The organism is Dyadobacter sp. 3J3 (genome assembly GCF_009801115.1).
Taxonomy (GTDB): Bacteria; Bacteroidota; Bacteroidia; order Cytophagales; family Spirosomataceae; genus Dyadobacter.
Window position 1 is genome coordinate 42,189 of the sequence record NZ_VTOL01000006.1, and the last position, 12,309, is coordinate 54,497.

Genomic DNA, 12,309 nt, shown 5'->3' on the forward strand with positions numbered 1-12,309 from the left:
AAAGAAAATGATTCAAACTGACTTATGTATTGTTGGAGCCGGGCCTGCTGGTTTGTTCGCAGTATTGGAAGCCGGGCTGCTGAATATGCGCTGTCATGTCCTTGACGGGTCGTCTTTCGGATACATGGAATTATTGGAAAATTCCGATGATGAATCGCTGAACAGGATATTATTGGAGAAAATCGCAGAATTTAATCCTGGTTTTTCCTTGGGTGAAGTCGTTGAAACGATAGACAGGGATAACGATGGGTGTTATGTGCTTGTCACAAATGAGCATACGATCATTCATTGTAAATCAATTGTAATGACAGGAGATAGTCAAAGATTGCACTTAAATAAAAATCCATAGGAACGTTTGAGCTCCTATGGATTTTTATTTAATTATTTCAAAAGCAAAGTTTTTTCAAATAGAAATTTTTTAAGATTGAATGACCCACATCCAGTTAGTCGGCCATGATTTTGTATTGATCCAGTCATGAGACACAAGTTCATTATTTACAAACTCGTAACCTTTCAAACTTCCTCCTTCATTTTCTACATCATGTTTTGCAGTATGGTGCAATTCTATCCAGGTTTGTTCAGAAATCTCGGAAACCCCTGTCCAACGGATCAATTCCCATTTTGGATCGTTTGAGTTGTAGATGTAACGAATAGCAAGATAATGCATGTAGGATTCGTTATTAAATCCGATAACAGAAGGTGTTTTTTGAACGCTTTTCATAATTCAGAGTCTGGTTGTTTTGTGAGAAATATAAGTAAGTATAAAAATTAATCTCAGCAATGTCAAGCAGTTTTTGAATAAAAAAATTACTAATTTTTCAAAAAAAAGTAATCTCCGCCTTTACTTCTTTTTACAAGAAAAAATGACGGAGATCTGCTGAAAACTGGTTAACGGAATAATTAAATTTCCCGTGTAGCTACATGAATCTTGTGGTAAGATCCCGTTGCGATATCTTCCAGAATAGAAGAATGTTTAGGATTCCAGCCAAGCAATTTCTTTGCTTTATCAGAATTAACGATGCTGTTTGAAGCGAATCCAAAAGCCGAAGCATCAGGTCCCCATTTTTCAATCGCAGTATCCAGACTGATTGATTCTGTTTTTCCTTCAAAACCAAGCATTTTACTTATACTTATTGCAACGTCTTTTAAGGATGCACTGCCATTTTCAGTATAGAAGTAAGAACCGGCATTAGCCCTTTCCAATGCCAGAATGTACAATTCGGCTAAATCTTCGATGTGTACATTGCTCCAGATATTTTCACCTTTTTCAATATAAACACCCGCTTTCTTTTGTTTGGAAATATCGATCAGCATAGGAACCTGGATACTGTCGGGCTTTATTCCTAAACCTTTTCCATAAACCATTGTCGGCACCAGCACAATACTTCGCACATTATCTTTCGCTGCGGCCAGAATATGATCGTTAATCGCTACTCGATGAAGCTTTTCAAGCCTGGGTTGTACAGGAATATCTTCAGAATATACAATATTTCCTTTTTCACCTTTTGCATTGTCACCTACAAGGCTTGATCCGGAAGTGAAAATAAAAGTTTTTCCGGTTCCTTTTAATTCTTCCAAAAAAGTAATCACCGAGAAAAAATCATCCGCATCTGCCGTATGAATTACTGCATCGGCGTCGGTTGCTGCCTTTCTGAGAACGGGCATATTGTGAATTGTACCCATTATCGGAGTAATTCCAAGTGCCTGCAATTTTTCAGCATCCGAATCTTTTCTGACCAAAGCAGAAACCTGATAACCTTTTTGAAGCAGCAAATGTGCTACGGAACCTCCTAAATATCCGGTTGCGCCCGTGATGAATACTTTATTTATTGACATGATTTCTGATTTTTAAGCCAATTGCTGATTTATGAATGCAAGATTTTTATTGATGAAATTTAAATCTTCGTCCGAAAGGCTGATATTGATTGCAGCTGCATTTTCAATAGCCTGTTTTGCATTTCGGGCACCGGCAAGCACAACTGAAATGCCAGGTTGTAAGGTAGTCCAGCGCAAAACAAGTTGTGATAAAGTTGCATTTTTGCGATCTGCAAGAGGTTGCATTTTGTTTAAAAAAGCTTCAACCTGTTCAGGATCAAACTGGCCGAAATAACCATTTCTGTGATCATCGGATTTCAGTTTAGCATCTTTAAAATATTTGCCGGTCAAAAGTCCTCTCTCCAAAGGACTGTAAGCAATAATTGAAATATCATTCGCGACGGAATAGGGGACCAGTTCATTTTCAATTCCCCTGTTCAGCATACTGTAAGAAACCTGGTTTGAAGCAAGTTTGATCGTTTCAGCGGCCGTTTGCATTTTGGAAAGATCATAATTGCAAACACCGGCCGCTTTTATTTTTCCCTGCTGGATCAGAAGTTCCATTGCTTCCATCGTTTCTGAAATCGGCGTAGTTGCATCCGGCCAGTGGATCTGCAAAAGATCAATATAATCCGTTCCCAAACGTCTCAGACTTTCTTCCGCCTCCTTAATAATGTTTTCTTTTGAAGCAAATTTGAAAACCGGTATGGCATTTCCATGATCATCCGCAGCATCAAAAAAATGTTCACCTTTTCCATTGTTACTTTTATCCCAAACAAGTCCGAATTTGGTAAGGATCTGGATTTTAGAGCGATCCCGGCCCTTTATAGCTTCACCAATTAATTCTTCGCTAAGTCCGAAACCATAAAATGGAGCCGTGTCAATACTGGTTACGCCGTGATCCAGAGATGCGTGGATGGCGTCAATAGAATCCTGTTTTTCATTCCCGCCCCACATAGAACCGCCAATGGCAAATGCTCCGTACGTTATCGCTGATAAGTTTAAGTCCGTTGTTCCTAATTTCCTGTATTCCATATTTGAATTTGTTTATTGTTCCATTATTGAAATGGAAACTGCTTTTTTCTTTTGAATAAAAGAATTGCTTACAGCTAGTTTGTCATTGATCGACCCGCCGTTTCTGTAATTCTTTTACAAAATTGCAATGAAAAGAAATATCATAAAAATAAGTACTTTTATAGGTTGGTATTATTTAACTGATAGATAAGAAAATGGTTAATTTAGAGTGGTACAGGACCTTTAAAGCGATATATTCAACCGGAACGCTGACGGGCGCCGCCCAGACTTTATTTATTTCTCAACCCGGCGTGAGTTTGCATTTAAGCTCATTGGAAAGTTATGTTGGCTATAAATTGTTCGACAGAACGGCCCGGAAAATGATTCCTACCGAAAAAGGGAAAGTATTTTATAATGCTATTATAGAGCCGCTTATCAAGCTGGAAGAAGCAGAAAAGAATTTTCAGAAAAGTACCGAAAAGCAGACACCAACGATCAGTGTGGGGATGTGTTTTGAAACGTTTCAGATCACTTTGGAACAGTATATATCTACTTTGCCATTCAATGTCATTATTCAGTTTGGACAGTATCCTGAGATGCTGGAAAACCTGGAAAAGGGGATTCTTGACCTGATCATAACTCCTCAAAAAGGGACTAGTACTGAGATTGAGCATGAAGCTTTTTCATCTGAAACAATCGTGATGGTAGGAGGGCATGAGATTGATGATCAGGCTTTCAATACAATACTGGCCCAAGGTGATTCAGAAGCTCTGGAAGCTTGGTTGAAACAGCAGAAATGGTATGGCACAACGGGTGATATGGAGCATCTGAGAAGATTCTGGCAACTGAATTTTAATAAATATCCGGATTTCAGGCCAAACTACATTGTTCCAAACCTGAATTCCATAGTGCGGTGCCTTACCAGTGGAAAGGGGTTGGCAATTATTCCCGATTTCCTTTGTAAAAAAGAAGTGGAGAACGGTTTGGTGAAAATGATTTGGAAAGGTGATAAAGAACTGACCAATACTTTATATTTTGGTACTAAAAAGAAAACGATTTATGTGAGTGAAACTGAGGTGATCAAGAAATTATTCCGGGAGGTGATGTAATAAAGTGAATTTTAGAAACTGAACTTTTCAGGAAAGCCAATTTGAGCTTTATAGCAGAGCTAACTATTGACAAAAGATATATTTTCAAGATCGTTTTTAATGAAGTTGATTCTTATTTTGTCAAAAGAAACCAGCTTGTAATAATAAAAATATCCTGCTGCAAAACGGAGAATGTATGTCGATCAGTGTCATATTTGATCAGAAAACCTTGCAGGATTTTAGTACGCAGAATAGAATTTTAGTCAAGAAAAAACATTCCCCGGAAGAACTGATCCTATTAAAACGAAATATACTTTACAGCGATTTCGCGGCTTCACTTTTGCCGTACGAAAATAATGGTGAACCGGTAAGTAAATTGCTTACAACTTTAAAAGTGCAGGAAGCTATTTTATAAGATTAAATCAGGCTTATTATTTGATCAGAAAAAAAAGCAGAAAACCTTCTGATGTATACCTGGAAGTCGGTTTTGAAGATTTGTCTCACTTTTCTTTTGCATTCAAAAAGCGTTTGGTGCCGCACCTGCATTAATTTAATATACTTTTAAATATAGAAATAAGTCAGAAGGAGTATTGGTGAGCCGTAAAGGTCAAGAAAATCGAAACCACCCCGGATTTACTCCTGAGTGGTTCAGTTATGCTCAGTAAATAATCATTTAACCAATTGATAATCAGATATTTTTAAGTTTTTAAAAAATTGGGCAATTAAAGTCTTAAAATGAGGCATTAACGGAATTTTAAGACTTTAATTGCCGGGCATTTTCCAGAATTTCTATTGCCACTTCATTTCCCTGCTGGGCAGCGAGATCAAAAACTGAAAGTCCGCGTGTATCTAGTATGGATATATTTGAGCCACTGTCGACCAGTATTTTTACAAGCTCATTTCTACCAAACATGGCCGCAAACATGAGTGCAGTTCCTCCGTTTCCGTGTTGCATGTCCAGGTTTGCTCCTTTTTGTATCAGCATTGTAGCAATGTCTGCATATCCTTTAAAAGAAACGCCCATCAAAGCAGTATTTCCTCCGTAATCCTGTGCATTTACATCGGCACCGGACTCAAGAAGAAATCTTGCAGCTTCCAACTGGTTGTTATAACATGCTATGATCAAGGGCGTATAGCCTTTGTCATCCCTTGCATTTACGTCCGTCTCGCGAGCAATCACTTCTCTTATCACGTCAATATTTCCCAGGCGTGCTGCGTGGATAATTACATTGTTAAGATTTTCCATAAAATTTTTCGGTTCGATTTTAATGCTTGTAAAATGCACTTCTTTTGATGGCACGCAGATTTTAACAGCATTATGTGTTTATAGTTTATCATCTTAAAAAAAACCGTTCCAAATTCAAATGGAAGTAGCGGTAAGGATTTAATTAAATTATGATTACAGGAAATCAAGAAAACGAAAAGTTGACCTGGATTCAGCTGAGTATGGATTCTCCTTATTTTGTTGATGAAAAAGGAAATAACTGGACGCCCATTGGGCAAAACGATGCAATGATCTGGCCTGATCTGGAAGGATTGTTCAAAAGAAAAAATATAAAGGCGGTTGAAGTGCATTTTGCTTTTCTGGCCGCTCATGGGGTAAATTGTCTGCGCATCATGCTGGAATATTGTCAGACAGAAAACCGTTATTTTGAACGGCCGGCTGGCCGGTTTCAACCCAATATGGTTCAGTTTTGGGATGACTTGTTTGTCTTGTGCGAGAAATATAAATTGCGGATTTTACTGACTCCATTTGATACCTTCTGGATGGAAAGGCGCTGGAAAAATCATCCCTACAACGCTTCGAATAATGGTCCCTGCAAAAGGAAATCGCAATGGCTGACTTCTCCCGAAACGCTGGAAGCTATAAAAAACAGACTGACATTTGTGACCGAAAGATGGGGGAGCAGCGGCGTTTTGTTTGCCTGGGATTTATGGAATGAAATAAATCCGGCGCACGCTTTGGGAAAAACAGATGGACTGTATGAATTTATCAACGAGCTCAGTGTTCATGTCAAAACTTTGGAAAATGGGCTTTATGGCAAAACGCATCCTCAAACGGTGTCCGTTTTTGCGCCATTGATAGCGCGTTATCAAATGAAAGACCTGATTTTCAGACATCCTGAACTTGATTTTGCCAGCACACATTTGTACGAGTCGGGTACAATCAATAATCCGAGAAATGCTATTGATGCAGCAATTACCTCCGGAAAATTGGTTGAAGAAGCAATCATGCATTTGCCTGAAAAAAGACCTTTTTTTGATAGTGAACATGGCCCTATTGATCATTATCGAAGAAAGCGGAATTTGCCAGAATTGTTTGACGATCAGTACTTTTTGAATATGCAGTGGGCGCATCTGGCTTCGGGCGCGACTGGGGGAGGAATGCGCTGGCCTTACCGTCAGCCGCATGTGCTGACGCATGGAATGCGCCGGGCGCAACAGAATTTGTCGGAATTTGTAAAATTGATAAACTGGAAAATTTTCAGTAGGAAAAATTTAAATCCTCATATCAAAGTTTCTGATCCGGCTTTTATTGCATTTGGATGCGGTGATGGAAATCAGGCAGTTGTGTGGCTTTTGAAAAATGAAAAAATTGGCAGGAATAAAGTTATTCAATCTAATACTAAGAAAGTTTTGCTCACAATTCAGGTTCCGGGTCTGGAAAACGGATGCTATAAGGTTCACATTTGGAATACACTTTTAGGAGAAATTGAAACTATCGAACTTGAAAAAGTTCAGGAAATGGAGATCAGTTTAACAGTTTCCGTAACGAATATCGCTCTGGCAATTGTAAAAGTCACCTAAAATTTCAGAGACTTTTTTTTGCTATATTATCCCAGATTCCCTTTGTACTTTCCTGTTTTAAAACATATTCTCCAATAGCGGTCAACGTTGCATCAGGAGCCGGTTGACGAAGATACGTTGTAAGATCCCGGTGAATACGCTCCATAGGATTGGGCCGCATCAATCCACGCGCACCAATGGATCGTTCTGCGAGTTGCATGCAACGGAGGCAAATTTCTTCTATTATCGTTCGGGTCATATTGACGTAAGCCAGCAGCTGAGCTATTGAATCCGTATTTTCTGTGGTAGAATCGGTTTTTAAACCTGCCTGTTTAATCCAAAGATTTCCGGTTTCGATCAGGTAAGCGATTTCCGCAATACGGGCGCGTTGAAAGGTGTCATCGGTACGTTTCAAACCTTTCAAAAACGTATGTGTTTCTTCAAATAATGCTTCCGCTCCTCCCAGTTGCACTGCCGCAAAACGAATCGCTCCTCCACTAAAATAAGGTTGTTGATAGTAGGCATCCGGAGCACCAAGCAGATCACTCTCACTGATTTCAATACCAGAAAAATCCATTCTGAAACTGGCGGAAGCGCGCATACCCAGTGGTTTCCAAAAACTGTTGTCAACCTTGATTTCCTTTACTTGCTCTGTGGGGATAATGCACATTTGCCAGCCTTTTTTTTTGGCAGAAACCAGTTCTCCCGTTACAAGCGGCCTTGCGATTCTGGAAGCGCCGGAGCAGAATGTTTTACAGCCTTGCAATCTATATTTACCATTTCCCAGATCATAAATCCGCACGCCTTCCGAATCCTGCGTATTCCAGACACTGAACATTTTTTTACCCAAAATCACATCGGCAAACCACCTTTGTTTTTGTTCAGTTTTACCAAATAAATAAACAAGAAAAAGTGCGTTAATATGCCCCTCATAAATTCTGCCAACGGGCAAACTCGCTTTACCAATTGTTTTCAAAAGAGTTAAAAGTCCCTGATTTTTATGTTTCTCAAAATCAAGAGAATTGCTGGGAAGAACGATTTCCAACAAACCTGCCTCTGCGAACAATTTGAATTCCTGCTCCGGAAAACAGCCTTCATGATCAATATGCGCCGCATTTCGAGCTATTTTTTGATATAACTGGGGTGAGAATAAATGATCCATTAATAGCTGGTTGATAGTAATATTTGTCTGATCTGTTGATTATAAAAATTAAAAATGCGGCGACTTTTCAATGCCTGTTAATTTTTATACCAATTATTGTACCCGTAAAAATCCTATTCGAAAATTTTGTTCTGTTTAAACAAAAAGAAAAATGCGGTTACCGTTGAACAGCGGTGAAAGTACTTGAAAATCAGGTTCCTTTGTTTTTACATATAAACGCACAGTTTGTAATAAATATGTTCGAATACGAACATGTTAAATTTGTATCATTATATTTTTTTTGTATTTTAAATATTTGATTATAAGTTAGTTGTGTATTTTTTAGGTAGTGGCATATCAGGCAAATTTAATTTGGTACGACCTTTTTCCAGTAAGGTGTAATAATGTGTAAAACATTGTTTAACCATAAATCAAAATAGCCATGAAAATTACAAGCACTTTAATCCTGCCATGCGTACTTGCGTTGGCCCTTTCCCTTGGTTCATTTACTTCTGAGGCTTCCGATAAAAAGGAACATCCCCAAAAAGAGGAATCAACAAAAAAAGCATTTGAAGCTTATTTGGTCAAAGTCCCTAACACCAATAAAGTAAAGCTGATGGTTGACAAAAACACGGAGGGCAGATTGAGAATACTGCTTACCGGAAAGGACGGGAAAATTTATTACTCTGAAACAAATGATGACAAACAATCAAAATACCGCAGACAATTTGATATGAATGATTTGACAGATGGTGTTTATTATTTCGAATTGTACAGCAAAAAACAAACGCTGATTAAGGAAATCAAAATCCAGAGTGCTTCTGAAAAGCTGGTTTCACTGCTTTGAAATAAAAATGAAGTTCCGCGTCAGGAAAAACGCGGGACTTCATTTTTGTAAATTAGTATAAAAAATTAGGCAGGCGAAAATTTTAAGGTCTTGTTTTTGCAATCCAGTTTTCGATGATTTTTACTATATCCTCAAAGAATAATTTATAAGTATTTTCGGTAACATAGCCAATATGCGGAGTCGCCAGCACATTGTCCAGCGTCCGGAAAGGATGATCAGGCGGCAGCGGTTCTGTTTCAAAAACATCAAGTGCGGCTCCTACGATTTTATTTTCTTTTAAAACATCAATTAAGGCATTCTCATCGATTAGCGGGCCGCGAGAAGTATTGATAAGATAAGCAGAGGGTTTCATCAACGCAAGATCTGCCGCTCCAATTATTCCTTTCGATCGTTCGCTTAAAACCAGATGCACTGTAATAAAATCGGCGTTTTGAAAGAGATATTCTTTTGAAACTGCTTTTACACCTTTCTCTGAGGCTTTTTCTTCTGTCAGGTTTTCGCTCCATGCAATGACGTTCATGTCGAAAACGCGGGCCATGGACGCAATTTTATCTCCTATTTTGCCAAGGCCAATAATTCCGATCGTTTTGCCAGCTATGTCCGTACCAATTGTATTTTGCCAGCCACCTTTTTTGACGGAAGCATTTTCCTGAGGGATCTTTCGTGCTATTGCCATCAGTAGTGCCCAGGTTAATTCCGGCGCACCCGTACCGATATATCCCGTATTTTCCAGTTGTATACCAAGCTCACTCACGGCCGCAGAATCAATAGAAGCATTTCGAAGCCCGGTTGAAACGATGAGTTTAAGATTTGGGAGTTTTGAAAGCAATGCGCGGTTCACAGGCGTCCTTTCCCGCATCAGACAAATAATATCAAAAGGTTGTAAACGCTTTGCGATTTCATCTTGTCCAAATAAATGATCGTTGAAAACAGTGATTTCACAGGCTTTATCAAGCGCTGTCCAGTCAGCCATTTTTATAGCGGCGTTCTGGTAATCATCAAGAACGGCAATTTTTATTTTATCCATTTTACTTCAATCTAATAGTAATAGTAAAACAATTCCTGTGGCACAGGATGGCGTAATATCACAACAAAAAAAGAGACAAAATACTTTTAGGTATCTTGTCTCTTTTGAAAATAATTTTGTCAGTTCGAATTGGAATAAAACGAACGTTAGTCTTTAAAAGAGTTTAAGAAATTGATATAAGAACTGAAAACTTCCTTATTCACGATATATTTTGTGTTACGACCATCCTTCTCAGTTATGAGAAGGTCTGCATCGGACAATTGCTTCAAATGGTGAGAAATCGTAGATTGGGCCAGATTGAACATTTCAACGATCGTTGAGCACGGCAGCCATGTTTGTTCTTTATTGATCGCTTCGATAATTTTTAAACGGTACGGATCGCCCAAAGCTTTTGAAATTTTCTCTATTTTTTTTAAGTCCATGGTCTGATTTATTTTTGTAAATATATCGATTTTGGACATGAATTCATATATGCCAAGGGGAGTAGTGAAAAGAGCCATTTCTCTTTATCACTTAAAAAATGCTGCGTTACTTCATTTTGGTGTAGTACAAAATACCAGCGGTGCCTATTACTTTCAAAGTATCTCCTGAAAATGTACCGGTGTAATTGTAGCCGTCGCCGCTGTATACAACTTTCTTACTGTCATAGCTGTATGGGAAAATTATAGGAGCGGTTGTTAGTTCAACTCTGTCAAATTTACTTGAAAACTCAACTTCTGACGCAGTCTTAAACGAAAGATAATTGTACAGATCTTTATTGTTTTCAGGGAATTTGGTCAGATATCTTTCCCAGATTGTACCTACAAGTTCATTGGTTGGTTCAATAACAGGATCTTCTGTTTTCTGTTTTTTAGAACAAGAAAGAAATATAAGAGTGAAAAGCAAAACAGGAACTAAGTTTTTCATGACCGTTACATTTTTTTGTACAATAATACAAAAAAAATGTAACCGGGGAGGCTAATTGGTTAATAAATAGCAACTTGTCTGCGGAATCTTTTGTGATACTGATCCCGTCGTATTTTTAGCTAAAAAAATGAAAGCTAAATAATTGACAATCAATCAATTGCTTCAATTGTCATTTTTACAACTTTATTGAGTATCTTTGTTTATAATCAAGCGGTTTGCTGACTAGCGAAATTAAAAGTCAGCTTCTTATTTTTAAACAACTGTTAAAACCTGTAAAAGTATCAACACACTTGATGGTTTTGACTTAAAAAGCTGAATTTTGAATTTTAACGAATTTGAACTCCACGAAGACGTACTTAACGCCGTGGATTCTATGAACTACCAACAGGCTACCCCGATTCAGGAGCAGGCAATCCCTTATATTTTAGCTGGAAAAGATCTTTTGGCCTGTGCCCAGACGGGTACTGGTAAAACGGCTGCTTATCTTATTCCTATTCTTGATAAAATTGCAACCAATCCGATGGGCCAGATTGGAGCACTCGTATTGGTGCCAACACGTGAGCTGGCCCAGCAAATTGACCAGCAGATTCAGGGGCTCGGTTATTTTGTTGGAGCAACCAGTATTGCCGTTTATGGTGGTAACAAAGGCCCGGAATGGGATCAGCAAAAACGTGCTTTGACACAAGGAGCTGACATTATTATTGCTACACCGGGTCGGCTTATTGCACATTTGCAATTGGGTTATGTAAGTTTTGGGTCGATCAGACATCTTGTATTGGATGAGGCGGACAGGATGTTGGATATGGGTTTTTTGAGTGATATTCTAAAAATCATGAGCTTTTTGCCTGCAAAACGTCAGACTTTGATGTTCTCTGCAACGATGCCTCCTAAAATTGGAGAGCTTGCAAAAAGGATTCTTCAGAAACCAGAGGAAGTTCGTCTGGCGGTTTCAAGACCTGCCGAACGAATTGACCAACAGTTTTATATGACAACGGATGAGCAAAAACTGCCTTTGCTGGCTCATTTGCTTTCGCAGGTACAAAATACCAGTATGGTTTTGTTTACTTCGAGGAAATCAACGGTAGAGCCTATTGTCCGAGCGTTAAGAAAACTGGGTTTAGAAGCCCGCGGAATTTCTTCGGATTCGGATCAGGCTGACAGAGAGATTGTATTACGTGATTTTAAAAACAGGACTTTTCCGGTACTTGTTGCCACGGACGTATTGTCAAGGGGAATTGATATTGATAATTTAAGCCATGTGGTAAACTACGATGTACCGCGTGATCCGGAAGACTACGTTCACCGTATTGGCCGTACAGCGCGCGCTGAGTCAAAAGGAACTGCTATTACTTTTATCAATGAGCATGATCAGAAATATGTTTTGAAGATCGAAAAACTTTTTGAGAAAGAAGTAGAGAAACAATCGGTGACAGAAGAGCTGGGATTAGGTGAAGCACCTAAGTTTGATCCAGCCAAATTTCGTAATTCAGCTCCCCGAAATAAAAGTTCTCAGGGAACCCGTAATAATCAGGGAGGCGCTTCAAAAAGCAGGCGACCGAAGCAAAAGAATGACAAAAAAAGTCCTTTGCAAACGTAATCAGCCTTATCTTGCGTTTATAAAACAGGGAATGGACGGATTTTTGGGATGAAATCTTGAAAAAGTAGTACGGTTAAAAGGTCATTG

At 38.7% G+C, this 12,309-nt stretch carries 14 protein-coding genes; 6 read left to right on the top strand and 8 right to left on the bottom strand.

All coding sequences use genetic code 11. The features are described from left to right. Positions 1 to 7 precede the first annotated feature (7 nt). The gene (locus tag FZF08_RS14175) at positions 8 to 349 is read left to right on the top strand and encodes a hypothetical protein (protein ID WP_159469818.1); all 342 of its coding nucleotides are present in this window, start codon (positions 8 to 10) and stop codon (positions 347 to 349) included. A 69-nt stretch (positions 350 to 418) separates the two neighbouring features. Here FZF08_RS14175 and FZF08_RS14180 read toward each other — a convergent pair whose 3' ends face one another. From FZF08_RS14180 to FZF08_RS14190, 3 genes are all read right to left on the bottom strand, one after another. Then, complete coding sequence (locus FZF08_RS14180; protein WP_159469820.1) at positions 419 to 721, bottom strand: hypothetical protein; 303 nt, start codon at positions 719 to 721, stop codon at positions 419 to 421. Positions 722 to 900: 179 nt separating this feature from the next. Further along, positions 901 to 1,836, bottom strand: coding sequence for an NAD-dependent epimerase/dehydratase family protein (locus tag FZF08_RS14185; protein WP_200837086.1), 936 nt, complete (start codon positions 1,834 to 1,836; stop codon positions 901 to 903). A 12-nt stretch (positions 1,837 to 1,848) separates the two neighbouring features. After that, complete coding sequence (locus tag FZF08_RS14190; protein ID WP_159469822.1) at positions 1,849 to 2,850, bottom strand: aldo/keto reductase; 1,002 nt, start codon at positions 2,848 to 2,850, stop codon at positions 1,849 to 1,851. A gap of 194 nt (positions 2,851 to 3,044) precedes the next feature. Between FZF08_RS14190 and FZF08_RS14195 the strand changes: the two genes are divergently transcribed. Next, complete coding sequence (locus FZF08_RS14195; protein WP_159469824.1) at positions 3,045 to 3,938, top strand: LysR family transcriptional regulator; 894 nt, start codon at positions 3,045 to 3,047, stop codon at positions 3,936 to 3,938. A gap of 157 nt (positions 3,939 to 4,095) precedes the next feature. Further along, positions 4,096 to 4,332, top strand: coding sequence for a hypothetical protein (locus tag FZF08_RS14200; protein ID WP_409012659.1), 237 nt, complete (start codon positions 4,096 to 4,098; stop codon positions 4,330 to 4,332). Positions 4,333 to 4,671: 339 nt separating this feature from the next. Here FZF08_RS14200 and FZF08_RS14205 read toward each other — a convergent pair whose 3' ends face one another. Further along, the gene (locus tag FZF08_RS14205; RefSeq protein WP_159469828.1) at positions 4,672 to 5,163 is read right to left on the bottom strand and encodes an ankyrin repeat domain-containing protein; all 492 of its coding nucleotides are present in this window, start codon (positions 5,161 to 5,163) and stop codon (positions 4,672 to 4,674) included. Between the two features lie 149 nt (positions 5,164 to 5,312). On the opposite strand from FZF08_RS14205, the gene FZF08_RS14210 reads away from it, so the two are divergent. Then, the gene (locus FZF08_RS14210; protein WP_159469830.1) at positions 5,313 to 6,725 is read left to right on the top strand and encodes a hypothetical protein; all 1,413 of its coding nucleotides are present in this window, start codon (positions 5,313 to 5,315) and stop codon (positions 6,723 to 6,725) included. A 4-nt stretch (positions 6,726 to 6,729) separates the two neighbouring features. On the opposite strand, the gene FZF08_RS14215 is transcribed toward FZF08_RS14210, so the two are convergent. Next, entirely contained in the window at positions 6,730 to 7,866 is a 1,137-nt protein-coding gene (locus FZF08_RS14215) for an acyl-CoA dehydrogenase family protein (protein WP_159469832.1), read from the bottom strand. Between the two features lie 421 nt (positions 7,867 to 8,287). On the opposite strand from FZF08_RS14215, the gene FZF08_RS14220 reads away from it, so the two are divergent. Next, the gene (locus tag FZF08_RS14220; protein WP_159469834.1) at positions 8,288 to 8,692 is read left to right on the top strand and encodes a hypothetical protein; all 405 of its coding nucleotides are present in this window, start codon (positions 8,288 to 8,290) and stop codon (positions 8,690 to 8,692) included. 82 nt (positions 8,693 to 8,774) lie between these two features. Here the strand turns inward: FZF08_RS14220 and FZF08_RS14225 are convergent, their stop codons facing one another. The 3 genes from FZF08_RS14225 to FZF08_RS14235 form a co-directional block, all read right to left on the bottom strand. Next, positions 8,775 to 9,719: a D-2-hydroxyacid dehydrogenase family protein gene (locus FZF08_RS14225; protein WP_159469837.1), complete on the bottom strand. Its 945-nt coding sequence runs from the start codon at positions 9,717 to 9,719 to the stop codon at positions 8,775 to 8,777. Positions 9,720 to 9,865: 146 nt separating this feature from the next. After that, positions 9,866 to 10,141 carry a helix-turn-helix transcriptional regulator gene (locus tag FZF08_RS14230; protein WP_159469839.1) on the bottom strand — a complete coding sequence of 92 codons (276 nt, stop codon included), beginning with the start codon at positions 10,139 to 10,141 and terminating at the stop codon, positions 9,866 to 9,868. Positions 10,142 to 10,247: 106 nt separating this feature from the next. Then, a complete protein-coding gene (locus tag FZF08_RS14235) occupies positions 10,248 to 10,625 on the bottom strand; it encodes a hypothetical protein (protein WP_159469841.1) in 378 nt (125 codons plus the stop codon). A gap of 319 nt (positions 10,626 to 10,944) precedes the next feature. On the opposite strand from FZF08_RS14235, the gene FZF08_RS14240 reads away from it, so the two are divergent. Continuing rightward, a complete protein-coding gene (locus FZF08_RS14240) occupies positions 10,945 to 12,222 on the top strand; it encodes a DEAD/DEAH box helicase (RefSeq protein ID WP_159469843.1) in 1,278 nt (425 codons plus the stop codon). Positions 12,223 to 12,309: the final 87 nt, after the last annotated feature.

Coding starts and splice junctions, on each gene's coding strand:
- FZF08_RS14195 (WP_159469824.1), top strand. CDS start 3,045: ATGGTTAATTTAGAGTGGTACAGGACCTTTAAAGCGATATATTCAACC.
- FZF08_RS14175 (WP_159469818.1), top strand. CDS start 8: ATGATTCAAACTGACTTATGTATTGTTGGAGCCGGGCCTGCTGGTTTG.
- FZF08_RS14220 (WP_159469834.1), top strand. CDS start 8,288: ATGAAAATTACAAGCACTTTAATCCTGCCATGCGTACTTGCGTTGGCC.
- FZF08_RS14230 (WP_159469839.1), bottom strand. CDS start 10,141: ATGGACTTAAAAAAAATAGAGAAAATTTCAAAAGCTTTGGGCGATCCG.
- FZF08_RS14190 (WP_159469822.1), bottom strand. CDS start 2,850: ATGGAATACAGGAAATTAGGAACAACGGACTTAAACTTATCAGCGATA.
- FZF08_RS14205 (WP_159469828.1), bottom strand. CDS start 5,163: ATGGAAAATCTTAACAATGTAATTATCCACGCAGCACGCCTGGGAAAT.
- FZF08_RS14185 (WP_200837086.1), bottom strand. CDS start 1,836: ATGTCAATAAATAAAGTATTCATCACGGGCGCAACCGGATATTTAGGA.
- FZF08_RS14210 (WP_159469830.1), top strand. CDS start 5,313: ATGATTACAGGAAATCAAGAAAACGAAAAGTTGACCTGGATTCAGCTG.
- FZF08_RS14225 (WP_159469837.1), bottom strand. CDS start 9,719: ATGGATAAAATAAAAATTGCCGTTCTTGATGATTACCAGAACGCCGCT.
- FZF08_RS14235 (WP_159469841.1), bottom strand. CDS start 10,625: ATGAAAAACTTAGTTCCTGTTTTGCTTTTCACTCTTATATTTCTTTCT.
- FZF08_RS14180 (WP_159469820.1), bottom strand. CDS start 721: ATGAAAAGCGTTCAAAAAACACCTTCTGTTATCGGATTTAATAACGAA.
- FZF08_RS14215 (WP_159469832.1), bottom strand. CDS start 7,866: ATGGATCATTTATTCTCACCCCAGTTATATCAAAAAATAGCTCGAAAT.